This window comes from Hymenobacter bucti, from assembly GCF_042681145.1.
Lineage (GTDB): Bacteria > Bacteroidota > Bacteroidia > Cytophagales > Hymenobacteraceae > Hymenobacter > Hymenobacter bucti.
Genome location: NZ_JBHUFD010000018.1, coordinates 398,512 through 424,717, shown reverse-complemented (window position 1 = coordinate 424,717; position 26,206 = coordinate 398,512). Strand labels below are relative to the sequence as shown.

27 protein-coding genes and 1 pseudogene are annotated in these 26,206 nt (G+C 62.5%); 23 read left to right on the top strand and 5 right to left on the bottom strand.

The features are described from left to right. Window positions 1-31 precede the first annotated feature (31 nt). Entirely contained in the window at window positions 32-961 is a 930-nt protein-coding gene (locus tag ACFSDX_RS20995) for an AraC family transcriptional regulator (RefSeq protein WP_382317147.1), read from the top strand. A 37-nt stretch (window positions 962-998) separates the two neighbouring features. Here ACFSDX_RS20995 and ACFSDX_RS20990 read toward each other — a convergent pair whose 3' ends face one another. Next, window positions 999-1,934, bottom strand: a complete 936-nt coding sequence (locus ACFSDX_RS20990) for an alpha/beta hydrolase family protein (RefSeq protein ID WP_382317145.1) — start codon at window positions 1,932-1,934, stop codon at window positions 999-1,001. A gap of 474 nt (window positions 1,935-2,408) precedes the next feature. On the opposite strand from ACFSDX_RS20990, the gene ACFSDX_RS20985 reads away from it, so the two are divergent. The 6 genes from ACFSDX_RS20985 (at window position 2,409) to ACFSDX_RS20960 (ending at window position 6,209) form a co-directional block, all read left to right on the top strand. Further along, window positions 2,409-2,792, top strand: coding sequence for a helix-turn-helix domain-containing protein (locus ACFSDX_RS20985; RefSeq protein ID WP_382317143.1), 384 nt, complete (start codon window positions 2,409-2,411; stop codon window positions 2,790-2,792). 198 nt (window positions 2,793-2,990) lie between these two features. Then, a complete protein-coding gene (locus ACFSDX_RS20980) occupies window positions 2,991-3,428 on the top strand; it encodes an ester cyclase (RefSeq protein WP_382317141.1) in 438 nt (145 codons plus the stop codon). 128 nt (window positions 3,429-3,556) lie between these two features. After that, window positions 3,557-4,234, top strand: coding sequence for an SDR family NAD(P)-dependent oxidoreductase (locus tag ACFSDX_RS20975; RefSeq protein ID WP_382317139.1), 678 nt, complete (start codon window positions 3,557-3,559; stop codon window positions 4,232-4,234). Between the two features lie 68 nt (window positions 4,235-4,302). Continuing rightward, window positions 4,303-4,593 (top strand): DUF3861 domain-containing protein, encoded by a 291-nt coding sequence (locus ACFSDX_RS20970; RefSeq protein WP_382317137.1) that lies wholly within the window; start codon window positions 4,303-4,305, stop codon window positions 4,591-4,593. 55 nt (window positions 4,594-4,648) lie between these two features. Continuing rightward, complete coding sequence (locus ACFSDX_RS20965) at window positions 4,649-5,410, top strand: SDR family NAD(P)-dependent oxidoreductase (RefSeq protein WP_382317135.1); 762 nt, start codon at window positions 4,649-4,651, stop codon at window positions 5,408-5,410. A 49-nt stretch (window positions 5,411-5,459) separates the two neighbouring features. Next, window positions 5,460-6,209, top strand: coding sequence for an SDR family NAD(P)-dependent oxidoreductase (locus ACFSDX_RS20960; RefSeq protein WP_382317133.1), 750 nt, complete (start codon window positions 5,460-5,462; stop codon window positions 6,207-6,209). Window positions 6,210-6,233: 24 nt separating this feature from the next. On the opposite strand, the gene ACFSDX_RS20955 is transcribed toward ACFSDX_RS20960, so the two are convergent. From ACFSDX_RS20955 to ACFSDX_RS20940, 4 genes and pseudogenes are all read right to left on the bottom strand, one after another. Continuing rightward, entirely contained in the window at window positions 6,234-6,371 is a 138-nt protein-coding gene (locus tag ACFSDX_RS20955; RefSeq protein WP_382317131.1) for a hypothetical protein, read from the bottom strand. A gap of 15 nt (window positions 6,372-6,386) precedes the next feature. Next, window positions 6,387-6,557, bottom strand: a pseudogene (locus ACFSDX_RS20950) (integrase core domain-containing protein); the annotation flags it as partial. A gap of 10 nt (window positions 6,558-6,567) precedes the next feature. Continuing rightward, entirely contained in the window at window positions 6,568-7,266 is a 699-nt protein-coding gene (locus ACFSDX_RS20945) for an IS3 family transposase (protein ID WP_382317129.1), read from the bottom strand. Beyond that, window positions 7,263-7,427 carry a hypothetical protein gene (locus ACFSDX_RS20940; protein WP_382317127.1) on the bottom strand — a complete coding sequence of 55 codons (165 nt, stop codon included), beginning with the start codon at window positions 7,425-7,427 and terminating at the stop codon, window positions 7,263-7,265. The genes ACFSDX_RS20945 and ACFSDX_RS20940 overlap by 4 nt, the downstream gene beginning before the upstream one ends. 667 nt (window positions 7,428-8,094) lie before the next feature. On the opposite strand from ACFSDX_RS20940, the gene ACFSDX_RS20935 reads away from it, so the two are divergent. The 16 genes from ACFSDX_RS20935 (at window position 8,095) to ACFSDX_RS20860 (ending at window position 26,202) form a co-directional block, all read left to right on the top strand. Further along, the gene (locus tag ACFSDX_RS20935) at window positions 8,095-8,604 is read left to right on the top strand and encodes a hypothetical protein (protein WP_382317125.1); all 510 of its coding nucleotides are present in this window, start codon (window positions 8,095-8,097) and stop codon (window positions 8,602-8,604) included. A 264-nt stretch (window positions 8,605-8,868) separates the two neighbouring features. Further along, window positions 8,869-9,456 (top strand): hypothetical protein, encoded by a 588-nt coding sequence (locus tag ACFSDX_RS20930; RefSeq protein ID WP_382317123.1) that lies wholly within the window; start codon window positions 8,869-8,871, stop codon window positions 9,454-9,456. 530 nt (window positions 9,457-9,986) lie between these two features. Beyond that, window positions 9,987-11,261 carry an erythromycin esterase family protein gene (locus ACFSDX_RS20925; protein ID WP_382317121.1) on the top strand — a complete coding sequence of 425 codons (1,275 nt, stop codon included), beginning with the start codon at window positions 9,987-9,989 and terminating at the stop codon, window positions 11,259-11,261. Window positions 11,262-11,519: 258 nt separating this feature from the next. Further along, the gene (locus ACFSDX_RS20920) at window positions 11,520-11,906 is read left to right on the top strand and encodes a hypothetical protein (RefSeq protein WP_382317119.1); all 387 of its coding nucleotides are present in this window, start codon (window positions 11,520-11,522) and stop codon (window positions 11,904-11,906) included. 737 nt (window positions 11,907-12,643) lie between these two features. Next, the gene (locus tag ACFSDX_RS20915; protein ID WP_382317117.1) at window positions 12,644-14,248 is read left to right on the top strand and encodes a sensor histidine kinase; all 1,605 of its coding nucleotides are present in this window, start codon (window positions 12,644-12,646) and stop codon (window positions 14,246-14,248) included. A gap of 557 nt (window positions 14,249-14,805) precedes the next feature. Beyond that, the gene (locus tag ACFSDX_RS20910) at window positions 14,806-15,330 is read left to right on the top strand and encodes a hypothetical protein (protein WP_382317115.1); all 525 of its coding nucleotides are present in this window, start codon (window positions 14,806-14,808) and stop codon (window positions 15,328-15,330) included. Between the two features lie 108 nt (window positions 15,331-15,438). Continuing rightward, window positions 15,439-15,918 (top strand): hypothetical protein, encoded by a 480-nt coding sequence (locus ACFSDX_RS20905; protein WP_382317113.1) that lies wholly within the window; start codon window positions 15,439-15,441, stop codon window positions 15,916-15,918. Between the two features lie 758 nt (window positions 15,919-16,676). Beyond that, window positions 16,677-17,684, top strand: a complete 1,008-nt coding sequence (locus ACFSDX_RS20900) for a DUF2931 family protein (RefSeq protein ID WP_382317111.1) — start codon at window positions 16,677-16,679, stop codon at window positions 17,682-17,684. A gap of 185 nt (window positions 17,685-17,869) precedes the next feature. Then, entirely contained in the window at window positions 17,870-18,694 is an 825-nt protein-coding gene (locus ACFSDX_RS20895; protein WP_382317109.1) for a hypothetical protein, read from the top strand. Between the two features lie 22 nt (window positions 18,695-18,716). After that, complete coding sequence (locus ACFSDX_RS20890; protein WP_382317107.1) at window positions 18,717-19,319, top strand: hypothetical protein; 603 nt, start codon at window positions 18,717-18,719, stop codon at window positions 19,317-19,319. A 47-nt stretch (window positions 19,320-19,366) separates the two neighbouring features. After that, the gene (locus tag ACFSDX_RS20885) at window positions 19,367-19,759 is read left to right on the top strand and encodes a hypothetical protein (protein WP_382317105.1); all 393 of its coding nucleotides are present in this window, start codon (window positions 19,367-19,369) and stop codon (window positions 19,757-19,759) included. Between the two features lie 53 nt (window positions 19,760-19,812). After that, window positions 19,813-22,344 carry a DUF4132 domain-containing protein gene (locus ACFSDX_RS20880; protein WP_382317103.1) on the top strand — a complete coding sequence of 844 codons (2,532 nt, stop codon included), beginning with the start codon at window positions 19,813-19,815 and terminating at the stop codon, window positions 22,342-22,344. 25 nt (window positions 22,345-22,369) lie between these two features. Next, window positions 22,370-23,944: a TPM domain-containing protein gene (locus tag ACFSDX_RS20875; RefSeq protein WP_382317101.1), complete on the top strand. Its 1,575-nt coding sequence runs from the start codon at window positions 22,370-22,372 to the stop codon at window positions 23,942-23,944. Window positions 23,945-24,158: 214 nt separating this feature from the next. Continuing rightward, window positions 24,159-24,857: a hypothetical protein gene (locus tag ACFSDX_RS20870; protein WP_382317099.1), complete on the top strand. Its 699-nt coding sequence runs from the start codon at window positions 24,159-24,161 to the stop codon at window positions 24,855-24,857. A 6-nt stretch (window positions 24,858-24,863) separates the two neighbouring features. Then, the gene (locus tag ACFSDX_RS20865) at window positions 24,864-25,652 is read left to right on the top strand and encodes a hypothetical protein (RefSeq protein WP_382317097.1); all 789 of its coding nucleotides are present in this window, start codon (window positions 24,864-24,866) and stop codon (window positions 25,650-25,652) included. Window positions 25,653-25,674: 22 nt separating this feature from the next. Continuing rightward, window positions 25,675-26,202, top strand: coding sequence for an SMI1/KNR4 family protein (locus ACFSDX_RS20860; RefSeq protein WP_382317095.1), 528 nt, complete (start codon window positions 25,675-25,677; stop codon window positions 26,200-26,202). The last annotated feature ends 4 nt before the right edge of the window (window positions 26,203-26,206 follow it).

Genomic DNA, 26,206 nt, shown 5'->3' with positions numbered 1-26,206 from the left:
TTTTTCGTAGCTTATACCTTACTAGCCCCCTATGAATACCCCAGTCTTCACTACCCTGTCCACCGTAGCCGACTTCACGCGGCATTACGGCTTTCCCCCGCCGGCCCATCCGTTGGTCACGGTCGTGGACCTAGCTCAGCACCCGCCCGCCGGGGCGGCGGCCGCCCCGGCTTGGCGCGCGCTTTACGTTATCCTACTCAAGCGGCACTTCGACGGGCAGCTCCCCTACGGGCAGCAGGTTTACGATTACCAGCCGGGCGAGCTGGCCTTCTTCGCGCCCGGCCAACCCGTGTCTTTTTGCCCAGCTGCCGACCAAGCCGGCGCGGGCTGGCTGGTCGTCTTTCACCCGGATTTACTGGCGCGCGCGCCGGCCACATCGCCGCTGGGCCGCTACCCCTTCTTTAGCTATCGCGTGCGGCAGGCCCTGTTACTCTCAGCCCCCGACGAGCAACGACTCCGCCACGCCGTACTGGGGCTGCGGCAGGAAAGTGAGCTGCCGGCCGATGCTTTCAGCCAGCAACTGCTCAGCACGCAGCTCGACGTGGTGTTGCAAGTGGTCAACCGGGCCTACCACCAGCAGTTTCCCACCGAACCGGTAGGCGGCCCCGACCTGCTCACTCGCTTTGAGGCCCTGCTGGCGAAGTACCTAGACCACGCCGCCGACCAGCCCCTGCTCACCGTGCAGCACCTGGCGGAGGCGCTGCATGTGGCGCCCACCTACCTGGGCGAGGTTCTGCGCCGGCACACGGGCCAAAACGCGCAGCAGCACCTGCACGCCGCGCTGCTCGAAAAAGCCCGGCAACTGCTGCTAAGCACGCCCTTAAGCGTGCGCGAGGTGGCCTTTCGCCTGGGCTTCGAAAACCCGTCCTACCTCGGCCGTCTCTTCAGGCAGAAGACTGGTCTTACCCCCACCGAATTTAAGCAGATGGCTACTAGTCAGGCTATTCTGGTGCCAGCCTAACGAACTACGCCAGCTAGGGAAGGGGGTAGTGGACAACCTAGCGGCACTCCACCTGTCCGAGCGGCTCAGGCTGCGCCCGCAGGGCCGCGCAAGCCGCCGACCAGGCCGGGTCGGCGGGGTAAAGGGTGCTGCGCAGGTACGCCCAGGTCAGCTGCTGGATGGCCGCGATGCGCGCCGGGCTTTCGTCGGTGGTTTCCCGCGACTCGTACCCGGCAATACCGCCCAACGAGTGCTCGGCCCCGAAGAGCGTGAGCAGGCACTTGCCCGGTGGACTCAACCAGTAAGCATCGGCCCGCCAGTCGGCCCCGCGCGGGCTCATGGCCGACACGTCGTGGTCACCCACCACCACGAGCGTGGGGGTGGTCAGGTACCGGAAATCGGGCTGGAGGAAGGGATGATTGCGGGCCGCGGCCGGGCTTAAATCGGCCCCGCCCCGACCCGGCGCGGCCAGCAGGATACCCGCCTTGACGCGCGCATCCAACATGTTAACTTCCTGCCCATCTACCGGGTCAGGCAGGCGGGCGCCGAGCAGCACGCCCGCCGTCTGCCCGCCGTAGGAGTGCCCGGCTACGGCCACACGAGTATGGTCGAGGCGGCCGCGCAGGCCCGGTACGGCGGCTTCAATAGTAGCTAGGTTGTCAAGAATATGGCGCAGGTCCGCCACTCGGTGCCGCCAAATGGTGGGCCGGCGAGCATCGTCGGGCGGCAGGCCGAGTGTGCGCGAATCCAGGTGCGTCGGCTGCACCACGACGAAGCCGTGCGCAGCCCAAAACTGCACCAGGGGGCCATAGCCATTCAGCGAGGAGCCATTGCCGTGCGAAAAGAGGATAAGGGGCAAGTCGCGCCCGCTCACCGGAGCGGACACGCGCACGTGCAGCGCCTGGCCTCGCTCCGGCGCAGCTATTACAACCGGGCTAACGGAGACAACCGCGACTGGCGCGCTACCTGACAGGCTATAGAGTAAGTCTTTCATGGGAATAAATACGTGGTGAAAAAGCTGCGCCGCGGAGGTAGTAGCTTCCACGACAAAGTTCAATAGTTGCGGCTCACCGCTTACCCTTCAAATTGCGGTTTGAGCAGCACAAATTGCGGAAACGCGTAAAAAACTCCTTGCCGGCTTGCTGATTGGCGCGGCTGGTTATGCAGGAAAATAGCTGTGACTAGTGTAAATGCGCTGAGCCGCCGTTTCCTAGGTGCAGGTGCAGCTTAAGCTTCTGCATAGCTTGTGCAACGGGCGGGATAGAGCCAGGATAGTTTTAGCCCTCCTGTGCTAATAAACCACCCTGTCGGATAAAGCTGATTTGTTATCCCCTAGGACTATTTTCCGGTCGGGTATCCCGCCCACCTTTGCAGTTGTTACCGGGCGATAAAAACGCAAATCTTCCCCCGCGTTTCAGCAGAGCAAATACAAAACTTGTATCTATAACTCACCAACTCGTTCTGCGTCATGCGTATCCCACAGCAGTATCTGAGCCGGCAGGCGGAAATCAGCGCCTCTTTCGTCCGCGTGATGAACCAGCAGATGGATGATTTCATGGCCGGCCGGCTCGAAGAAATGGGCCATATTAAGGACATCGCCAGCGTGATGTGTTTGCACCCGACGCACGTCAGCGCCATCGTCAAAGCCCACACTGGCCGCCACCCGTGCTACTTTTTCGAGCAGCGCATTTTGCAAGAAGCCAAAGCCTTGCTGGCCGACCCAGCTGCCACGGTAAGCAGCGTGGCGGCCCGCCTAACGTATGATGCCTCCAATTTTGCCAAGTTCTTTAAGCTCTACGAAGGCATTACGCCCTCCGAGTACCGCCGGCAACATCTTAATGCTCCCAACTAGCTAGCAAACTCCCTATCAAACCAGCGGCCCAGAAAAGCCGAAGCGCACTGCTTCGGCTTTTTTTTGGCCCTCCCTAATGCAAGTGAGCCCGGTTTTGTGGCCCGCGACTCCCCCTCGATAAGAAACTTAAATACTCACCGGATAGCCCGCTAGTGCCCGCTGGACCTTTGTCTTGTTCTTCACCCAACGCCCCATTGTATGCTGTTTCCTGCCCCCACCTCCCAGCCCCTGACCCCGGCCGAGATTCACGCCATTGAAGTATTTTATTCCGCCTGGAAAGCCAAGCAGCCCGAACTGCTGGACCAGGTATGCACCCCTGACTGGCAGGACATTCCGCTCGGTCCTGGCCAGGGTCCCGGTCCCCAGGGCCTGGGCGCCATCATGGGGGCCTTCACCACGGCCTTCCCCGACACGGAGGTCGTTATCCACGAACTGTTCGGGACCCACGAGCGGGTCGGGGTACGTGCCGAAATCCGCTTCACCAACCCGCACGACATTCCGGGTGCGGCGGCGCCTGGCAGCCCGGTGTCGATTGCCCTACACGAGTTTCACTATCTACAGGACGGTAAGCTCACCCACACCTGGCACCTGGAAGACGGGGCCTTTATGTCCTACGCGGGGTTTGCCCTGAGCTAACCCCCCACCTCCTTCTCGCGGGCCCCTACTGGCCGCCGGCTATCGCAGCGCGGGGCTTGGGCAAGGTGCGGCCTTTCCGCACTACTTTTTTGCCCGCTCAACTTTCTCTTTTTCAACAACTTCCTTTTATGGATACGCACGCAAAAACGGCCGTCGTCACGGGGGCCAACAGCGGCATCGGCCTGGCCCTCACCAAAAAGCTGCTCGCCGAAGGCTACCGCGTCATCGCCACGGCCCGTTCGGGCCGGATAGACGGCCTGCACCACGACCAGCTGACGGTCATTCCCCTGGACATCACCGACGTGGCCAGCACTGAACAGGCCGTGGCCCGCATCGGCCAACTGACGCCCGGCATTGATTTGCTCGTCAACAATGCTGGGGTTGCCCCCGACGTGATGAGCATGGCTCCGCCCGAGCGCACCAGCTTCCACGACACGTTCGCCACCAACGTGGACGGCACCGTGTTTTTCACCGAGCCGATGCTGGCACTGCTCAAGGACGGGGCCCAGGTCGTCTTTATTACCTCTAGCATGGGCTTGCCCAGCCAGGCGGGGCCCAACGGCACGGCTTACCGCCTCTCGAAAGCGGCCGTTAATATGTACGCCGCCATGCTGGCCCAGCGCGTGGCCGACCGCCATATTAATGTGACACCCGTGCACCCCGGCTGGGTCCAGACCCGCCTAGGTGGCGACAGCGCCCCCTTTACGCCGGAGCAGGCGGCCGACGGCATTTTTCAGGGCATCGTAGCGCGCCCCGAAAGCGGCCAGTTCTGGAACGTGGAAACCAACGCCGTCATGGCCTATTAAGCAAAGAACGGGGCCGGCTTACGTCGGCCCCCGACTTGCTTACGCACCTGCTTTCATCCCCTCGGCGCATGGCAAAACGCGCCAACACCTACCGGCTCACGCTGGCCCTGCAAACGCTGGCCAGCGGCGAAGCGGCCCCACCCCGGGCGCTGGAACTGATTTTCGATAACCACGACGAGTTGTTTACCATCATCGACCGGCTGCGGCAGCGAGACCCCTTCGGCGACCCGGCGCAAGCCACCGAGTTGGCCATTGGCCTGAAGCTCTTCAGCGAGGTGATGCTCAAAAACCGCAGCCATCCGCTGTTCGAAGAATTTTGGCCAGCCTTCCGCCTCTTCCTGGCCAAGCTCAAGGGCTAGGCGGTGCTACCGGCCAGTTTATCACTATATCTCCCACTTACTAGCTAAGCAGCTAATGGCAACCACTCCAAAAATCGCCCTTGTTACGGGCGGCAGCCAGGGCCTGGGCAAAGAAATGGCCCTGCAACTGGCCCACCACGGCCACGACGTCGTGCTGACCTACCACAGCCACCCTGAAGCCGCCGAGGCGGTAGTCGCCCAAATCCGGGGGGCCGGGCGGCAGGCGTTCGCGCTACCCTTCGATGTGGCCGACAGCGGCACGTTCGACGCGTTTGTGCGCGCGCTAACGGAGCGCCTGACCGCGCAAACCGGCCACCCAAACTTCGACTTTCTAATTAATAACGCGGGCAGCGGGGCCGACACGCTCATTGCCGACACCCCGGAAGCGGTACTCGACGAGTTGTACCGCATTCACGTCAAGGGGCCCTACCTGCTCACGCAGAAGGTGTTGCCCTTCCTCAACGACGGTGGCCGGGTCGTCAACCTGGCGTCGGGTCTCACCCGCTTTACTACCCTGGGCCGCTCGGCCTACGCCACCATGAAGGGGGCCGTCGAGACGTTTACCCGGTACCTGGCCAAGGAAGTGGGGCCGCGCGGCATCACGGCCAACTCGCTGGCCCCCGGCATCATCCAGACCAGCTTCACCGAGGCCACCTTCGCCCAGCCCGAAAACGTGGCGCGCCTCCAATCCATCACGGCGCTGGGCCGCACCGGCACGCCCGAGGACATTGGCGGCGTGGTTGCCTTCCTGTGCTCGGACGAGGCCCGCTGGATTACTGGGCAGCGCCTGGAAGTGTCGGGCGGCATGAACCTGTAGCCGGCCGGCTAGCAGGATTTAATCTATTCCTCTGTTAACCAAACCCATTATGTATCCTGACTTGAAAGGCAAGGTGGCCTTAATCACCGGCGCGACCAAAGGTATCGGTCGCGGCATCGCCGAAAAGTACGCCACGCTGGGCCTACGGCTCGTGCTTAACTATTCTTCCGATGAAACGTCGGCCCAGGACACGGCGCAGGCCCTGGACCGGGCCGGGGTGGAGTACCGGCTGGTGAAGGCCGATATGTCAAGCCCCGCCGCCATTGAAAAGCTGTTCAGCGAGGCGCTAGTCAATTTTGGCCAACTCGACATTGTAGTAGCCAATGCCGGCATCGAACTGATTGAAACGCCGGTGCTCCAGTCCACCGAGCAGGACTTTGACAAGGTGTTCAACCTCAATGTCAAAGGGACGTTTTTCGTTATGCAGCAAGCGGCCAAGCACGTGGTCGATGGGGGCCGCATCATCCTCATCTCTTCCACCATGAGTATCCACCCCGACGCCGGGGCCTCTATCTACGCCGCCAGCAAGGCCGGTCAGAAGCTATTCGTGGAGGTGCTGGCTAAGGAAATCGGTCCGCGCCACGTCACCGTTAATTCCATTATGCCCGGCATCATCGACAATGCCGGCGTGATTACGGCCCTGCACCCCGACATGAAAAAGCAGATGATGGCTGGCAGCCCCTTTAACCGCTTGGGCACGGCGGCCGACGTGGGCAACGTGGCGGCCTTTCTGGCCTCGGCGGAGGCTAGCTTCATCCACGGGCAGCACCTAGCCGTGAACGGCGGCTCCATTCATTAACCGTTACCAAGCGGCAAAAGGCACTCAGATTGCGCCTTGCCGGCGCTTGAAGTCGTCAGCTGCCAGCCGGATGCCCTCGGCATAGGGCGTAGGCGTGACGCCATCCGTGCGGTCGAATTTGCTCGAAGCGAACACGTACGACTCCTCGTATTGATAAAGCATTTTGAGGTGGTCTAGCTAAGCTGGACACAATTGGGACATGGTTTGAAAGTGGGTTTCGAAGTGGTTGGGCGATTGGTAGCCGAGCGCCGAGTGACGTTGCTCGGCATTGTAGTAGGCCACATGATGGTTGATTTCGAGCTTGGCTTCGGCCAGGCCAGGGAAGCTGCCGCCGTCAAGCAGTTCGGCCTTAAAGCGGCTAAAACGATTCGGCGTGGGCGTTGTCGTAGCAGTTACCGCGCCGGCTCATGCTCGCTACGGCCCCGTGGCGGGTAAGCAGTTGCTTGAAGCGGGTGGCCGTGTACTGGCTGCCTTGGTTGGAATGCACGACAAGGCCCGCCGCAGGCCAGCGTACGGCCAACGCACGGCGCAGCGCCTCGCTGACCAGGTCTTCGGGCATGGTGTCGCGCACGTCCCAGCCCACCACTTTGCGCGAGCAGCGGTCCAGCCACACGGCCAGATACAGCCAGCCGCCGCCCTGGCGCGGCAGATAAGTGATGTCGCCTACCCAGACGCGGTTCGGGGCGGTAGGGGCCGGCTGGCCGAGCAAGCGGTTGGGCGCGGCGCACACGGCCGGGTCCGAATCGGTAGTGCGCGGCACAAACGAGCGCGGCTGTTGCGCCCGCAGGTCGTGGGCCTTGAGCACGCGGCGGATGCGCCAGCGGCCCACCGCGTGGCCTTTGGCCTGCGCTTCGGCGCGGAGTCGGCACGTGCCGTAGCGTTGGCTGTGCCGGCTAAAAGCTTCGCGTACGGCCACTTGCCAAGCCGGCTCGACCGGTGGCGCTTGTTGACGGCGCTGCCAGGCATAGCAAGCCGCCGGCGGCACGCGCAGCACCTGGCAGAGCTGGCGCACCGGGGCCTGGCTGGCCCGCTGGGCGATGTAGCGGTAGGTGCTCACGGGGTCGGCTGGCCGAAGATGACCAAGGCTTTATTTAAAATATCGAACTCCTGCGCCAGCCGCTTGTTGGCCGCGCGCAGGGCTCGAACCTCCGAGTCACGGGCCACTTCCGCGCTGCTCACTTCGGCCACGACTTGCGCCTGTTGCCAGCGGTAGAGCACCTTGAGGCTGATGCCTAGTTGCCGGGCCGCGGCTTAGGTGCTGCGGCTCTCACTGGCCAGGCGCAGGGCCTCGGCCTTGAACGCCTCGTCGTATTTACGCCGTTTGTCGGGCGACGACCCGCTAGCTTTTGCTGTCATGACAGAATATATATATTTTTCTTCTGTCCACCTTCCGTAGACCACCTAAGTTGGGCGCCGAGCCTTGCCGGCTAGCACGCTGGCAGAGTTAACTCTACTTCTGGTAAGTGCTCAATACCGAACGCTAATGCACCCAGCCTTGCGTAATAATCGGGGCGAATGGCGGGACGTGGTCTTGGCTGGGCTTACCAGGTGCGGGACAGAGGCTGAGGACTTAGCCCCAGATGAGTTATACGATGGCACCGCAATTATCTGGTGACGTGCAGTCAATCTTTTCCCCGAATGGCAGCGTGAGGTGTCAGGAGCTCAGAAAGTCCCCTTCCGAGCGAATGGCTCAGAAATTACGTAGCAAATGCATTCCTAGTTCGCGTTGAGGGTCTAAGAAGCCGCAAAGGGGTGGTTCCGAAATGTGCGCCTTTTGAAACAAGCTTCTCCTTGCGGATTCTTTTACAAGCTATAAACGCAGAGTAGTAGCCTGTAGGGCGCTTACCTTGTACCTACTAAGTTGCACGCCCTCTTCTCTTGCAGAATGACTCAAAAATTCGTACCCCTACTGACCCTTGGACTGGCCTTAGCTAGCTGCCAGAAAGACGAAGCGCCGCAACCCCAACCCGTACCCGTAGAGAAGAATTTTACGGTTGGATACCATTTCATCAACCAAGGTGATGCCCGGCTAGAAACCGTGTGGTTGCAGACTAAAACCTTCTATCCGGATAAGAACGGGCCAGGCAATAACACGCTGAGTATCCATGACGATACCTACCCCAATATCACGTCCACTCAACAGGTGAGTCACGCTGCCTCGTCGGAGACCAGGTTGAAAACCGCGTATCCGGGCTGCATTACGTACATGAAGGTGATCATCCGCTTTCGGACGCCGGGCTATACCCCTTTTCCAAGCGCCGTGGCACCAAGTGGGGGCTACCGGACGCGCGTCTTTGAACTGCTACCCGATACGGTCACGGCCGCGGCGAATTGCACGCGCACCTTTACGTGGCCTGCCGATACGTTGACCTATCCGGAAGTGCGGTACTACTAGGAAGCCCTTGCTAATCAGTTGGCTGAAAATTCCTTTTCCTGCACGCCTAGCCGCTGCCTGGTACCAGGTGCCAGTGTTCCAGGATAGATGACGTGTCTTGTTTCTGCTTGGAAAGTGCCTGACCTACAACGCTTCGGCGCGGTGCGGTATCTTCCCGTTACCAACGTTCCTTTCCGGAATAATCCATCCTCTTTTTTTTCTTACTAATGTTCCTGCGTCAAGTGACCGGTTGCGGCTTGCTGTTCATCGCCCCCTTGCTACCCCATGGCGGCGGATTCGGCACCAAGGCACCGCTTTTACGTCGGGGCGGGGGCCTACACCAGCCAACACGAGCACTGGGGCGCCCGCTACGGGCTACCTGCCACGCGTCCGGTGCAGGTCGCGTTCGGCTACCGGCTGCGCCCGCGCCTGGCCCTGGAGCTGAACGCCGTGACCGCCGCCACCCACGGAGCCGTGTTCGGCTTCACGCCGCAGGCCACCGGTGCGCCGCTGCCCTACACTAGTACGTACGCCAACCGGTCTACCTCCGTGGCCGCGCTGGTCCGCTACGCACTAGTCCGCTCGCCGGCCCGCCGGCTGCAGGTCGACGGCGTGGGCGGCCTAACGCTGCACCGGTTTTCCTTCGACGGCACGGGCTTGTATCCCGACAACGCCGCCCCCGGAGGCTTCAGATACTACGACTTGCACTCACGCGACGGCGACGTCTTGTTTACCGCCGGTGTGAGCGTGCGCTACCGGCTCTGCCCGCACCTCGAGGTCGTGGCCGACGGCACGCTCAGCCCCAGCTTGCGGGCTCTGCGCGACGTGACAGCGGCCGCGGCCGTGGGGCTGCGCTACAATTTTGGTCACTAATTCCCGGCGGTTCACCAGGGTTGCCTGCAGGCGTGCGCCCAGTAGTCATTCGCAGGGCTTTCGCCAGAACGCTCCTGTCGGTGAGCGCCTAGCAACTGCTCAGCACCAGGTACTAGTAGGCCGTTGCAGGGCTGGAGGAATTTAAGAAACCCGTCTACTATTTAAAGTTTACGAAATTGACAGGAGGGGGGAGTTTCGTAAACTCGAAACCAAGTGCTTTCCCGGGCCTAAACAAATAAGATTTTAGGAGTAGGGAGGAAGGGCAATTATTACCTCTTCTATCTTCTTTTTGTCCTTTTACATAATCGGTCTTATAAGCCGAGACTGGGGATAGTGTGGCTTTTAGCTTGCGTGGTGAAGCAACGGATTTTAGTACTTGATAAGTGAGTAGTCTGCTAATTGCCTCTTATTGGCACCCGCTGGGCTACCTTTTTCTTCCCTAGCCAGACAACGCTTATTGCCTACCCCGCATCTACCGGCTACTTTCACCGTCCTGTTGAGCCAGACAGGTACGTTTTTTTCGTCGCCCCATGCGTAGAAGTCCCACCCCGAACGGCCATCCCATTACCCCTGCCAGCCGGCCGGCCGGCAGGTGGATAAGCCTGCTTTTTTTGCTGGCTTTCAGCCAACTACGTGCCCAGACCCCAGCCGATATTATCCGCCTCAACCAGCAGCTTACCCCCATTGCCGCGGTGCGGGCTGGCAGCGGGTTTGCCGACCTGGCGCCGCTGGCCCCGGTGGTGGCATCGGCGCGGGTAGTGGGCCTAGGCGAATGCACGCACGGCACACACGAGGTGTTCCAGCTCAAGCACCGGCTGCTGGAGTACCTGGTCACGCAACAGGGCTTCACGACGCTAGCTCTCGAAGTCGATTACGGGTGGGGCGAAATCCTAAACGATTATATCCAGACGGGGGCGGGCGACTCGCTCCTTGTCCGTCAGGCTGCGGGCTTTACCCTCTGGGACACCACCGAGTTTTGGGAGATGGTGGAATGGATGCGGGTCTACAACCAGCAGCACGCTGCCAAAATCCGCTACGTGGGCATTGACATGCAAGACCCCCGGCCCAACCTACTGCGCCTCGAGCACTTTGCCACCCAGCGGGCGGATACCGTGCTGCAGCGGCGCGTACGAAACCTGCGCACTGCCTATGCCGCGTCCGGCCCGGCTTCGGCCGACACTAGACAGCGCCTCGTACGCCTGTCGGATGACCTGCTGCAACACCTGCAAACGGTGGCAGCCCCGGCGGCCGTGCAGCAGCATGGGCAGGTGCTACGCCAGTGGGCCGAACAGCCAACCGATTTGAAACGCGACCAAGTAATGGCCGCTAACGTTGTCTGGCTGCTGGGGCAGGAGCCGGCAGCCAAAGCCGTGCTGTGGGCACACAATATGCACATCCGGCGCGATGAGTATCAACTGCGGATGGGGCAGTACCTGTCGAAGCAATTTGGGCCGGCCTACGTGGCCGTGGGCTTCGCCACGGGCCACGGCATGGCCAGCGTCTTTAACGCCGGCGGCTCGGCCCAGGCCCTCGCGCTCACGCCCCCTGTTCCTAATTCCTTTGAGGCCTGGCTTGACCAAGCGAGTGCACCCACTTACCTCCTCAATCTGCGCAGTGCGGCCACGACGAGCAAGTGGCTGACTAAGAACCGGAAGTTTCGCAATGTTGGCGAATCAGAACCGCCTCGCGGCGCGGCCTACCAGTTTATGTGGTACGCCCCGCTGTCTAGCGCATTTGATGCCCTTTTTTACCTACACGAAACGTCTGCTTCGCACCCCTACCGCGCCGCGCATCCGGCGCGGTAGCTTGGCGCACTAACTATCTTGCTAGCCCTCTAGTAGCTCGCCTTCTATCGGTGAAAGACGCCCACCTACTCTTAACTCTAAGCTAGTATGCACTTGATAGCTCGTCTCGCTTCGCTGCTGCTGCTCTTTGGCTAGGTAGCTGGGCTGCGCGAAGTCGCGGCCCAAACCGTACAGCGGCGTGTGCTGCCCGCTACGGCGCGGCACCCAATTACCCAGCCGCTGGCCGTTCGCCATCGGGCGTTCAATCAACTCGCGCCCTTGCATCAGTCTCCCCTAGGCTTGCTCGTCTTGCTGCCGGGGCGGGGCGAGCCCGCCCGGGACGTGTTTCGGGCCACGCGCTTAGCGCACGAAGCCGCGGCCCGCGGCTTGTTGGTGCTGGTACTCGGACTCAATGACCGGGTCTACTTGGACTCGCTTAGCTTACACGTGATAGATGCTGCAATTGGGCAGGCCGTGCGGACGAATCCCACACTGGCGGCGTATGTCGCGCTGGGGGGCTTCTCGGCGGGCGGACAGCTCGCCTTGGCTTATGCCAAAACCGTGCGCCGCGATAGCACCCACCGGCCGTGGCAAATCCACGCCGTGCTTGGGGTCAATCCGCCCGTAGACTTGGTAGCGAATTGGCAGCGGGCGCAGCGACAGTAAGCCGATTGCCCAGCGTTGCAAGCCAGCAATCAACACATTGTTCAAGAGTTGGCTGCAGCTCTCCCGCGCAAGTGCCAGCGGTCTACCAAGCCCGGTCGGCCTTTGTGCAGGGAGACTCGCTCGGAGGCAATGCGCACTACCTGCGTCACCTCCCGGTGCGGCTCTATTGTGAGCCGGACCTCGCCTTCTGGCAGTAGCACTACTGTGCTAGCTTCCAGCTTAGCGACCTTAACGCCCCAAGTGCGGCCGCGTTGGTGGCATGCCTCCAGCGCCAGGGCAATCAGCAGGCCACGTACGTGTAAACCACGGGCAAGGGCTTTCAGGGCACGCACCGCATGCCCCATGCGTGGAGCATTGTCGAGACGGCCGAGGGAACCGCGTGGCTGGCCGCCATGCTAGATGTTGCTAGTCGGTAGCTAAGGCCCGCAGTTGAAAAGCTTTTCACTAGTGTTGCAAGACACTGAGAGAGCTTCTACATAGTATAACTCTCGTTCTTAGACAAATCCTGAAGGGAGGACAATTTTGCCCCGATAGGGTATGGTCAACGCGTTGCTTGGCGAAGCAACCATTACGCTGGGGCGACGTCTCTGGTCTTACGTAAAAGACTGAGCCACTAGTCAAACTCTGGCCTTGCCGTCGCGTTAGTGGCCTGGCCGCCCCCGACTGGTGGCCTGCCGCTACTGTGCGCAAAACCAGGTGCACTGCCCTCTTCTTCACTGGCTTCCGCCCGTCTGCTCATGCCCCTTCGTGCGCTTACTTCCCCCGCCCCCCCCTTCCGGCCCGAAGGCGCACTGCTCGACTTACTGGTCGTCTCGCTCACGGCCGTCTATGTGCTGCGCCCGGTCTACGGCCCTGCCCCGGCCCGCGAGCTGGAAGACTTCGCCCTCGACTACCTCAACCCCGCCGGCCAGCGCCTAAGCGGCTTGGCCGAGCGCCCCGGCGGCACGCTGCGCACCCGCTTCCCCCACCCCGAGGGGGCCGGCATCCTGGCCTACTACCAGCGCGTATACCTGCAAGGGGACCTCGACAGCTACGACGTCACCTACCAAGCCGACGGGCGCGACCACCACTTCCATCTCGCCGCTCGGCGTAGCGGCGACTGGCTCCTGGTCAGCTTCACTGACCTCAGCGAGCAGGCCCGCGCGCAAGCTGCCCGCGTGGCCGCCGAGCAGCAGCGCCACGAGCTGCGGGCGCTCGTGGCGCAGGCCCCCGTGGCGGTGGCGGTCTACCAGGGGCCGCAGTACCGCGTCGCGCTGGCCAACGCCGCGACGCTAGCCATCTGGGACCGCACCTGGGCGCAGGTGCAGGACCGGCCCGTATTCGAGGAGGTGTTGCCCGAGGCGGCGGACCCCTCCGTGGTGGCCCACTTCGACCAGGTTTTTACCACGGGCCAGCCCTTCACGGCGCACGAGCGACCGACTATCATCCACCGCCACGGCCGGCCCGAGGTGGTGTACTGGAACTTCGTGTTTCAACCTAACCGCCAGCCCGACGGCCGCATTCGCGGCATTATCTCCGTCGGCACCGACGTGAGCGAGCAGGTCCGGGCCCGCCAGCAGGTGGAGGGGCTCAATCAGGAGCTGGCCTCCCTCAACGAGGAACTGCGGGCCACTAATGGGGAATTGCAACTCGCCAACGGCCAGCTCACGCGCACCAACCAAGACCTGGACAACTTCATTTATACGGCCTCGCACGAGCTCAAAATCCCCCTGGCCAACATCGAGCGCCTGCTGCAGGCCTTGGCCCGCGAACTGCCCCCCACCGCCCTGGTGGGCGACGTACCCGACATGCTCCAACTCGTGCAGCAGGCCACCGAGCGCTTCCGGCGCACCGTGGAGCAGCTTACCCACGTGCGCAAGCTGCCCCAGGCCCCTGCCCAGCCCGCCACGCCCGTGCGGCTGGCCGCGGTGGTAGAGGAGGTGCGGCTCGACTTGCTGCCACTCGTGCAGCAAACCCGGGCCCGGCTCACCCTGGACGTGCCGGCGGCGGTGCACGTGCCGTTGTCCGAGCCCAATCTGCGCGCGGTGGTCTACAACCTGCTCAGCAACGCCCTCAAATACCACCACCCCGACCGGGCTCCGGCGGTGCGGCTCACCTACTTCCGGCAGGACCACCAGCACGTGTTGCGGGTGCAGGACAACGGCTTGGGCTTCGACGTGGCCACGGCCGCGGATAAGCTCTTTGGCCTGTTCCAACGCGTGCATACTCACGTGGCAGGCACGGGCATCGGCCTCTACCTGGTCAAGAAGATAGTGGAAACTAGCGGTGGGCATCTCACGGTGGTCAGCCAGCCCGGGCAAGGCAGCGCCTTCACCGTCTTTCTGCCCGTAGGGGAAAAGTAATCTGCCCGCGCCGCTGGACCGCATCGAGGAGAGGCAACCCGCAGTAGGGCTACCAACGAGCTTGTCGCCAGCGTTGAAGGAGCCCTAAATGCTGATGAAGAATAGCTGGCAAAACCGCTGCGCAGAGTTCCGCCTAGGGCCGCTTATCTGAGCACCTACTTGGATAGCTACTTTAGGACCTACTTAGGTACCTAGGTAGGTTGAGATGGTCTAGCTAAAACGGATAGGGAGAATTCTTAACTTTTCCTATTGTATGCTAGAGAAGAAAGTGTGGTAGTAGCGGCGAGTACCCAGCGGGACGGGCAGTGTCAGGAGTATTGCTATGGCTAACATCGGCCAGCTAACGCGGGGTCACCGGCCTACATACGAACGAGATAAAACTAAGTATTAAGCCAAAACAACGGGTTTTGATGAGCAGGCATTGCGTAGGCTCAAACAGTAGGGCATACCCGGAGGACCAGTTACGTACGCGGATGAGAATACCTTGCTCTCCCGTATTTTTGAGTTGCCTGTAAACAGGTTGCAAGCAGTAGAGGCGACTAAAAACTTGGGGTGTTATGCAAAAAACTCAAATTGATAAATTGCTTTTTATTGCGACACTTTTAATGCTTACCTCTTGCGGACAAAGCACAGATTCAAAAATTGCTGCGAGAAAGCCACCTATACCACAGGCCGCACTTGAAGGCGCACAGGCAAGCGACCAAGCAGTAGCTTTTATAAACGCTTACGTTGCTAATTGCAACAAGAAGAAAGGGGCAGTTGAAATTGCGCAATGGGTAGATTCTTATAAGCTGACTACTACTCGTTTCAAGACGGAATTAAAAAAACTACTGGCTGACGCCTATAGAGAAGACCCTGAATTGGGGCTCGATGCAGACCCCATAGTTGATGCGCAGGACTATCCAGACAAGGGGTTTGAATTAGATTCTTTTGATGGCCAGACAAACTACGTCATTGTAAAAGGCAAAAACTGGCCAGATTTCAAATTAACCATGAAAATGGTTTTAGAAAATAACAACTGGCTTGTTGATGGTTGCGGAATTATTAACATGCCAGTTACTAAACGAATCACCAGAAAGTGAAATAGCACCTTACTACGTTTGGTAGCCCTCATTTGCCGGGGCGGTCGCAGGCGGGCTTGCTCGTTACGGGGCTGGTTATGGGTCGGCTATCGGCTGTTTTTTCGTCTCATGGGCACCAAAGTTCTTCAGGTATCCCGGTGGATGGCGCTGGCCGGATGGCTGGCGACGGTGCCGGCCCACGGGCAAACCCGGCTGCCCGTTTTTGCCCAGTACCCAGCCGGGGCGCCGTACTGGGGCAAGCCCGTAGCGCCCCGGCTGGTGCCGGGCACGGCGGCTTGGCACTTTCGCACGCGCATTCGAGAGGCCTCCCGGCCGCCGGTCAATTTTGCCGGGCACTACGTGCTAGCGAGTTGGGGCTGCGGCGCAGAATGCCTTATCTTCGCCCTCATCGACTGCAAAACCGGGATTGTTCAATTCGACACACCAACGGTGTGCTGCTGGGGAACCGCCGTGCCCCACAACTTTGAGCCGATATACGGCCGTCTTGATAGCCGCCTACTGGTTTTGACGGGCCTGCTAAACGAGGCCGGCCCGTCCGGCACCCACTACTTCGCCTTCAGCCACGGGCAACTGTCGCCGTTGCGTTGACGCAGAGGTATACACTTTTTCCGACGAATCACTTTTCACTGGTAGGCTTGAACATCAGGAGCGCCGAAGGAATGGCTACTGGTTAGCTTCAGGCCGGGACGTACCAGGCCCGACGGACTGCATGGCAGTGAGCCGAACAAATGATTCCAATGCCACCCAAAACTAGCCTGCTTGATTGGCCTACTTCTTGGCAGTTGAGCCTAGTAACTCGTAGGCCGCCGCGTAGCAACGCTTTGGTGTGCAGGCTCGTGAAAAGGAAAAACCTGACCACCGCGACGAGGCCTACCATACTGAGGCGGACCATCACTTACTGGAAGCGCGTGGTAATGGCTGGGCCGGGCCGCGGGCGAAGCCAGTTACGCCGCGCGGCCAGCACAAACAAAGCCACGCTACCGAGGACTAGGAGCTGAAATAGCTCTGCGCTGGTTAGGCCCGTGCGCTAGATAAAAGCCGGGAATGAGAGGTGCTGCATCGCGCAAAAGGGGGGAGTACGCTCCCTAGGCGAAGGGCGGCCCGCCAGCGTAGCGCCTCCAAGTTAGGATGCCTGGGCGCCGCTTGAGCCAGTCCTTGCGCCCTTCCTACGCACGAGCGCGCGTTTCAGCGCGTTATTGCCGGCTCACAGCCCGTTGCGCATGCTTCTATCACCTACCTTGGCTTGGTGCATCAACCAGCGGTTACTCAGGCGTTCTCTTCCCATGCCGTGCCTGCTGCTGGCTGGCTTGCTAGGGTGCGGCCAGCCCCAGCCCCCGGCCCCCCCTATGTCTACTAGTCCGCCTACCCCCGCCCAGCTCCGCCGCGCCGATGGCAAGTTTGCCCTTTCGGCTACCCCCGGCACGGCCGACGGCTACCCCGCCCGCTTCGAGCAGGCCCGCTTTCTCACGCCCGGCGGGGGCAGCTTTCCCGTGCCCTACGGGCACTTACTAAAGGGCAACTGGGGCGGTTCGGCGGTGTATTGGGCCGTGGGCGACGACTACCAGGCCGTGCCCGACAGCCTGGAAATCCGCTGGTTTTCCTACCCCGAAGACAAGTTTTACGAAGGTCATTTTCATCTGCCGCAGGCGCGCCTGCGCACCCTGCTCGAGCGGGGGCTGTGGGAGCGGGAAAGCCAGAGCTACTTCACGTACAGCACGCTCAATGTGTGCGTGATACCTACGGGAGGCGTCGTCGTCTGGCTTTCGGCCGGGCAGAGCAACAAGGTGCTCATCGGCCGCTACCAGGCCCAGAAAATCGCCTACGACTACGCCCACTTCCGGCCGGGCGTCGACCGGGCGGCCGCGGTGCGCGAGACCCAGGCGGCGCTTTCGGCCGAGGTTCGGCACGAGATTGCCACGGGCGCGCTCAGCAGCCACAAATGGGATGCCTACCTGACCCCCTATCCCTGGCAGCTCGCCTTCAGCCGGCCGCTCACTCTCACCCGGTTTGCTTTGGGCTTTTTTAGTGCCGAGGCTATTGGCGACCCTATCAGTGCCGATGCCGCGGCCCAAGCGCAGCTCGTGCTGGCTCCCAGCCCGAAGGCCGTGCCCCGGAGCGCCATGCTCTACGTCGCGGCGCCCAACGGGCGCCAGCGCTTGTTCAAGGTGCTGCCCTTCGACGAAGCGCAGACGATGGCCGCATTCCAGACCCTGCACGCGCAGCACCCCCAGGCCGTTATCACGCTCTACGTGGACCCGGACGAGGACCTGCGCCAGGTTACGCTCTCGCTCCGGGCCGGCGGGCAAGTGCTGGCGCTGACCAAGACCAGCGTGCAGGTCTTTGACCTCCCGTAACGACGCGCTGGTTCGCCAGCCAAGATTGAAGTAAATGTCGCGACCTCTAAACGGGCTTCTTGCAGGCTAGCAGACGTGCCACCGCCGGGTAGCCGTCAGGCCAAAACCGGGTCGCCTTACCAGCCGTGGTAGCCACTAATTGCCTGCCTTTCTCAGCCGCCCGGCGGTTTTTCTCAGTGCTACTTATGAAGCGTTACCTCCTGCTACTTGTGCTACCTGCGGCCGCTTGCCACCCCGACCAGCCCGCTACCACCAGCGCACCCGCCGCCCAGGTGTCGGTGGCTGGCCAGCCGCCGACACCTGCCGCGCCGTCGGGCTTTACCCCGCCCACCGGCCGCCTGCGCTCGGGCGATACTGACCACCCCACCGACCACGACACGCTGCGCGTGCCCGGTGGCGGCGTGCTCTACCTAAAGCCCAGCACGGCCGCGGCCTTCGAGCGGGCGCCCACCGAGCTAGCATGGGAAGCTGACAAGCGCCTGACCACTAGCGGCTCGGTGCGCCGCGTGGGCGATGACCTGCTGCTCCAGCCCGAGCGCGGCCCCGTGGTGAAGTTCACCACCCGGCGCACTAGCGAGCACAGCTCCAATGCGGAGATTAACCAGCAGGCCGAATCGCGCTACTTGGGCCAGCTGGCGAAGGCGCACCTATGGGTAGTGCAGACCGATTCGTCTACGAAGCAAGTTACGACGCTGGTAGACCAGCGCACCGGCCGCCGCACCGTCGTGACGGGCCAGCCCGCCGTGTCGCCCGATGGACAGTACCTGCTCAGCACCCGCAGCGACCAGGGCAACGATGGTAGCGACGAAAGCGCCGTGGGCACGCAGCTCTACCAGCTCACCCCGGCTGGCCCGCGCTTGCTGTGGACGCGCCTGACCCAGCACTGGGGCAGCAATGAGGCCCGCTGGCTGGGGCCGCGCACCGTGCTGCTCAAGCAGGAGTACGAGTCCGCCAGCCAGGAATCGGACGCGCCGCCCGAAACCTACGTGCAGGTGGAACTGCCCCGCTAGAATACCCTTACTTTGCTGCGCTATGACGTTAGAAACTGCTTTCGCCGAAATTCAGCAATTCTGGCCCGGTGGGCTACCATTTGCCTTCGGCCGCGGTGGGGCGGCGGCCCGCCTCAGCGCCGAGTTCGGGCGCCCGCTGCCGCCCGATTTGGTGACGTACCTCGATACGGTGGCCCCCGCCGAGGAGGTGGAGTTTGCCACTGTGGGCAATCCCTTGCAGCTCTACGGCCTGGCCCGCCTGGGGCCTCAGCAGCCGGGCTATAGCTTCAACCCCGTGACCCAGAAGCCTTTGCCTGACTGGAATCCGGCTTTTTTTCTGCTGGCTGATGAAGGGGCCGACCCGGTAGTGCTCGACCTCGGGCAGCCGGCGGCCGGCATTCAAAAGCTGCTGCACGGCGCGGGCAGCTGGGACGAGGGCGACACTATAGCCGATACGCTGGGGCAGTTTCTGCTGTGCAGCGCGGCCCTGCACCACGCTCTCAACGCCTTTGAGGACGAGCCCCTGGTCGATGATGTGCGGGGCTTCAACCTAGCACCGCAAGCCGCCGCGTGGCTGTTTCCGCGCCTGAAAACCTGGGCTGGCCCGCACTACGCCGCCTGGGGCGCGGCCTTCGACAACGCCTGATTTATTTCGAAAGAAAGCCTTTCTATCGCCCCCTAACCCCCTTGCCGATGCCCCTGCTCACCATTCTCGACGAAACGGCCAGCGGCAGCATCCTGCACCGGCTGGAACTGGAAATCGACCAGGAAATGCTCACCGTGGGCGAGCTCATCGCCCGGCGCGTGCACGACGAAGTAGCCGCCTACAATGCCCGCCAGACTGGCACCTTCCAGGGCCTGGTGCAGCCCACCGAGTCGGAGCGGGTGCTCAACGGCTACCGCCTGCGACCCAGCCAGCTCATTGATGCCGAACAGCAGGTGTACCGCGCGCTCGAAGCGTTTCAGCAAAACAGCTTTTTTGTGCTCATCAACGACCGGCAGGCCGAAAGCCTCGACGAGGAAGTGTGGCTGGGCGAGGGCGCCACGGCCAGCTTCCTGAAACTTACGCCGCTGGTGGGCGGCTGAAGTATGGGCGCCGCCGGCCCGTTTTGTTTGTTTTCTTTTCCTGCCTCACTACTATGCCCGAGCGTCAACCCGAACCCTTCAACCTCATCATCTTTGACGATGCCAGCGCCGAGGCCGTCGAGATGAAGCCCATCCTGCCCGACCTGCTGGGGCAGGCCCTGCAAAAAGACTACGGCACCAAGCTCACCGAACTGCCAGCTTACCAAGCCGTGCGGGCGCAGAATGCCGCTTATCAGGGCCGGTTGGCGCTAGCCCTCGCCACGGCCATGTGCCGCTGCGCGCAGGCCGACTACCGTGCCCGCTACACCCTGGCCGAACTACTGGGCGGCCTGCTACGCGGCACCTTGGCCCTGAGCGAAGCTGACTATCTGCGGTTGTTTCAACTCTATGGCTTGGACGTTGACGCGCCCCCGGCCACGCTGGAACTGTGGCCCTTCCCCTGGGGCCTCACGCTGGCTCAAGTGGGGCGGCTAGCCAAAAAGCAGGGCCAGCTCAGTCCACGCATGCTAGCCCTGCTCGCGCTAGTGTTGCAGGCTACCAGCGGAGGGCAGGGTGACGGGGCCAAGCTCAATATCAAGGTGCAAGAAATTCTCAATCAGGTTGGTGTGGAGGAATTGCCCACCGTCACGTTTGCCGAGGGCGACCCGCTGGGCCGGCAGCTTAATGCATTTGTGGCAGACCTCGACCCAGCGGCGGCTACTACCGCCGCCTGGCTGCGCCTGCTGCAACTATGGCAAAAAGCCAGCGGCAGCCAGCCCACCGCCAGCTACCGCAAAGAGCTGGCTGCCACCACCGCTGCCCTAGGTGCCGAGGTCGTGCGAGCGCAGGGCCGCGCCTGGCTCGACACGCTAGGCACGATGCCGGTGGTAGAGGAAACGCAGACCATTCATTACCCTAATAATTACGATTACACTTACACTAGCTATACGTACCTGCTCGATGCCAACGCGCCCATAGCCAAGGGACTCGTCTGGACGCTGCAACCGCTGGCCGATGCTGGCGTGCTGGCGCTGCTGACTACCCTAGGAGCCAAGTGTTTCCGCAAAATTCCGGGGAAGGGGCCGCTGGCGGCCGGCCTAGGTAATGCCTGCCTGCTGGCGCTGTCGCAAAACGGGCTGCCCGGCGTGGCGGCCCTGGCGCGGGTGCGCTCGAAAATCCGGCAGACGAACACCCAAGAACTCATCGCCCGTTACATCGCTCAGGAATCGGCGAAGCTGGGGGTAAGTCCGGCCGAAATTGAGGACATGGCCGCACCCGATTTTGGGCTCGAAAACGGGCAGCTGACGGAAGGGTTTGGCGACTACACCGCTACCCTCACCCTGGCCGATGGCAAGGCTGAGGTGCAGTGGCAAAAGGCCGGCAAGCCGCTCAAAAGCGCCCCCGCCGCCCTCAAAGCCACCCACACCGACGAGGTCAAGGAGCTCAAAGCCGCCCAAACCCAGGCCCAGCAAACCTACACTGCCCAGCGCGACCGCCTCGACCGCAGCTTCGTGGACGAGCGCCGCATTCCGTGGCCCTGGTTCGAGCAATACTACGTGCGGCACGGGCTGCTGAGCTTGCTGGCCCGCCCCCTCATCTGGCGCCTGCACCGACCCGAGGGCGCGTTTCAGGATGCGCTCTACCTGGGTGATACCTGGCAGGATGCCCATGGCCAGCCCGTGCCCGCCCCGGTGGCCGATACCCAGCTACAGCTCTGGCACCCCGTGCTGGCGCCCGCGGCCGAGGTGCTGGCCTGGCGCGAGCTGCTAGAAAAGCACCAATTGCGCCAGCCGCTGAAGCAAGCATTTCGGGAGGTGTACCTGCTGACCCCGCCTGAGGAGCGCACCGCTACTTATAGCAACCGCATGGCGGCGCACATTCTCAAGCAGCACCAGTTCAACAGCTTGGCGAAGCTGCGGGGCTGGCGCTACCGCCTGCTCGGGGCCTACGACAAGGGCTACGACTCCGAAATCGCCAGCCTGCCGCTGCCCGCCCACGACCTCACGGCCGAGTACTGGGTGAGCGAGGTGCAGGCCGACGGCGAGTGGAACGAAACCGGCATCTATAACTACGTGAGCACCGACCAAATCCGCTTCACACGGGGCGACGCGCCGGTGCCTTTGCCTGGGGTGCCGCCGCTGGCCTTCTCGGAGGTGATGCGCGACGTGGATTTGTTCGTGGGCGTGGCCAGCGTGGGCAACGACCCGCAGTGGCGCGATAACGGCGGCCTGGCCCAGTTCCGCGACTACTGGACGCACTATAGCTTCGGCGACCTGAGCGAGGTGGCCAAAACTCGTAAGCTGGCCTTGGAGCGCCTGGTGCCGCGCCTCAAAATCGGCAAGGTGAGCGAAATCAAGGGCAACTTCTTGGTGGTTAAGGGCCACCGCCACGTCTACAAAATCCACCTGGGGTCGGGTAATATCCTGATGGAGCCCAACGACCAGTACCTATGCATCGTGCCCGACCGCTCCAGTAAAACGCTGGGCGAGAGCGCCGTTTTCCTGCCCTTCGAGGGCGACGCGGTGCTGTCCATCATCCTCAGCAAGGCCCAGCTGCTGATGGATGATGACAAGATTACGGACGAAACCATCCTGCGCCAGCTGTAGCGGGCGCCCCACTTACCTTTTGCGTATGCGTTGCTTTTGGCTGTCTTGCTGGTTGTTGGGGGTGAGCTTATTGGCGGGCTGCCAGGCTAATGCACCGGTTCCTGCGCACATCACAACCGACAACTATCTCACCACCATTCCCGACCCTAAGACGCTGGGCGAAGCCTACGTGAGCGACCCCGACGGGGTGCTGCCGCCCGGCGCTGCGCCCGTTCTCAATGCCCAGCTCGACAGCCTCGACTGCAGCGGCCGGGCCCACATCGACGTGGTGCTGGTGCGCAGCTTGGGCGCGGCGGTGCCCAAAACGGCCGCCACGGCGCTGTTCAACAAATGGAAAATCGGCAGCAAAACCACTAATAACGGCTTACTGATGCTGCTGGTGCTCGACCAGCGCCGCGTGGAGTTTGAGACCGGCTACGGCCTCGAAGCCGACCTGCCCGATATTATTTGCTACCGCATTCAGCAGCGCTACATGCTGGAGCCCGCCCGCGCCGGCGACTACGACGGGGCCGTGCGGCAGGGGGTGGCGGCCATCATCCGGCATTTGCGGCCGCCCGCCGCGCTGCCCAAGCCGGTGCTGCGCACAGCTGCTGACTCGACGCAGTATTACGTGGACAGCCTGCAACGGGCTATCATGGCGCGCAACGGGATGCTGGACAAAGAGGACCCGCTGAATACCGCCCAGTCCGGCGAAAACCTGGACGACTACTACGCCATGCCCAAGCCCGCGCCGCCCATCGGCACGCTGGCGGTGGGCTTGCTGGCGCTGGTGCTCTACCTGGTACTGTGGCACCGCACCACGCAGGGACTGCGGGCGCGCTGGTGGCTGCTGCCGGTGACCCTAGCGCTGGTAATTAGTCTGGTAGCACCAGCTTTGCAGGACGAGTTGCCGACGGGGGTGTTTATGGCGCTCGTCTACGGGTTGCCGCTGCTGTATCTGCACGGCTATTTTGGGTGGCAATACTGGCGGGCGCGGCGCCCGGTGCCCGCCCCGGCCGACCGCCCCGCAGCCTACGGGCAGCGGCAGGCGGCGCACCGGGGATTGGGCTTCACGGCCTACCTGTTTCCGGGGGCGCTGGCGCTGTACTGGGCCTGGTACCGCCGGCAGTTGGCCGCGCTGCGCGACGCGCCTTTCGCCTGCCCCGAGTGCGGGCAGCCGATGCAAAAGCTCGATAGCGCGGCCGAAAAGACTCACCTCGAAGCCGGTCAGCAAGTGGAGGAAAAGGCGCGTTCCGTAGACTACGACGTCTGGGAATGCTCGGGCGGACATCGCCTGCCGCTCGCCTACCCCAACCCAGACAGCGAGGATATTATCTGCCCCGCCTGCAACCACCGCACCCTCGCGCCAGGACGGTTACGGGTAGAGCAGGCCGCCACTACCGCCGCCGAGGGCTGGGGCTGGCGGGTCGCTACCTGCCGCTTTTGCCAACACGAGGAGAAAACCAGGAAAACTATCCCGCGCCGGCCCAGCCCCAGCGACCGCGGGGCCAGTGGTGGCTCGTCATCATCATGGGGCAGTAGCTCGAGTAGCAGTTCCAGCAGCCGGAGCACCAGTAGCGGCGGCTCGTCGGGCGGCGGCGGGGCGGGCAGCAGCTGGTAGGGGTCAGGACGTAGCTGCTATACTCTGTTGAAAAGTCTTTAGCCAAGGCGAGCAAACTGCTCTTCGACAAGCTTAGCATGACAAACGTTTTCATTTCCCGTGCCTCTCACCACAGGCCGAGCGTGAAGGCGGCCACTTTATATTCGCCATCGGCGAAACAGCTGGCTACGGTCATAGCGCAAGAAAACGGTGGTTTCAATTACGCAGCTTCCCCATGAGCCCTGAAGAAATCAAAACGGCTTTAGCCCGGCCCGCCGTGGCGTTTACCACGGGCGGCTTTCGGCCCACCCACACGGCTACCGAAAGTTGGTTGGGCCGCGTGTACCTGAGCCGCGCTGGCGAGACGCTGCCCCTCGACGCGCGGGGCCGGCCCATGTGGCCGCTGCTGCAACTGGTGCCGGCGGGCCTGCCCGCGGTACCGGCGCTGCTGGCTCATACCCAGGCGCTCACGGTATTCGTGAGCCAGAAACTGCCTGTAGACACTAAGCCGGCCCCCAACGGCCAAAACTGGCTGCTGCGCGAGTATCAGCTAGGCGAGCCCCTGGTACTGAACGAGCTCGCCACGGCCGCTTCACCGCTCCAGCCCTTCCCGCTGCAAGCCGGCCCGCCGCTCACGGACTACCCCGTGTGGGATGGCGGCGGGGCCGACCATTTAGTAGAAGAAGTTATGGCGCTCAAACACCGGGGCCTTGTCACAAGCTATTACGACCTCGTCGAAAACCACCCTGGCCACAAGCTCGGTGGCTGGCCGTCCTTCTGCCAGCCCGGCATTGAGTTCAGCCCTGGCTTTGAGTTTATGCTCCAGATTGCGTCGGACGCCAAAGCCCACTTCAACGTCGTGGACGGCGGCACCATTTTCCTGGCCAAAAACGCGGCTACCGGGGAGTGGGAATTTTACTGCGACTTTTATTAGCGCCCCATGCTGCTCGGCGTCTACTGGTACTACGGCTTCCCCAAGGGCCTTTACCACTTCGATTTCTTCGCCTTCGGGGCGGGCCGGGGTGGGCACGCCGACGGCCCCGCCGAGCTCACAGCCACCGTGCGCGCCCCCGACCCGGCCGCCCTGCTGGCCGCCGTGCGGGCCGTGGCCGCCTGCTACCCCGAGGGGTACCTTTTTGGGAAGGCGCACGGCGACGTGCTGCACCTGGACCTGGGTGACTACGCCCTCACCGACTACACGTTTCACGTGGCCGGCGAGCTGGAGAAGGTACTGCGCCAACACCACGCCACGCCCACTACCGAGCCACTGCCCGCCGACACCCCGTTGCTGCGCCTGGCCGAGGCGTACGACCCCACGCCGCCCTACAGCTACGGCGACGGCCAGCTGCAAGCCGTCAGCTCCCGCCCCGGCAAGCACCGGGCCGAGGTAGCGTTGCTGCGCCTCGACTGCCACCTGCCACTAGTCCAACAGGCTGATTTTCTAGCAGCGCTAGAAATACTGTGCACCCAGTTTGGGCTCGATGTACTATATTATTTCGACCGCAAAATTGTTCCTCAGGTCAATCTGATGGTATTCTTCGGCAATGGCCGGCAGGGCGTGGGCGGCCAGCCCCTGCGCTATACCGATACCGCCGCGTTCAAAACGGCCGTGCTAGCGAGCCTGGCCGCGCATAGCGGCCAGCCCCAGCACCTAGGCGACTACCCCGCCGGCTATCCGCGTCGCGGCCCCCACGTCATCCGCGTGGTCGATGCCGACTTTGTTTTGTAACCATAACCCTACCCCACTAGTCATGGAATTACCCGCCGATTTTGATGCCCCGCACTTCTGGGAAGACAGCGACTACGCCGCCGAGGCCTACACCGAACCCTGGCCCAGCGACGAGCTGATTGGCCGCGTCGAGGCCGACCTGGGCTACCGGCTGCCCGCCTTCTACGTGGCTCTGCTGCGGACGCGTAACGGCGGCGTGCCGCGCAACACCTGCTTCCCCACCACCGAGGCGACCAGCTGGGCCGACGACCACATTGCCATTACGGCCATTTGCGGCATTGGCTACGAAAAACGAATTTCATTGTGCGGCGACCAAGGCAGCCAGTTTATGCTGGACGAGTGGGAATACCCGGCCATCGGCGTGGTGGTGGCCGACTGCCCCTCGGCCGGGCACGACCTGGTGATGCTCGACTACCGCGCCTGCGGCCCGCAGGGCGAGCCGGCCGTGGTGCACGTGGACCAGGAAGACGACTACCGCATTACGCCGCTGGCCCCCACGTTCGAGGCCTTTGCGCGGGGGCTGCTGCCCGAATCGGCCTTTGAAGAATAGCCCG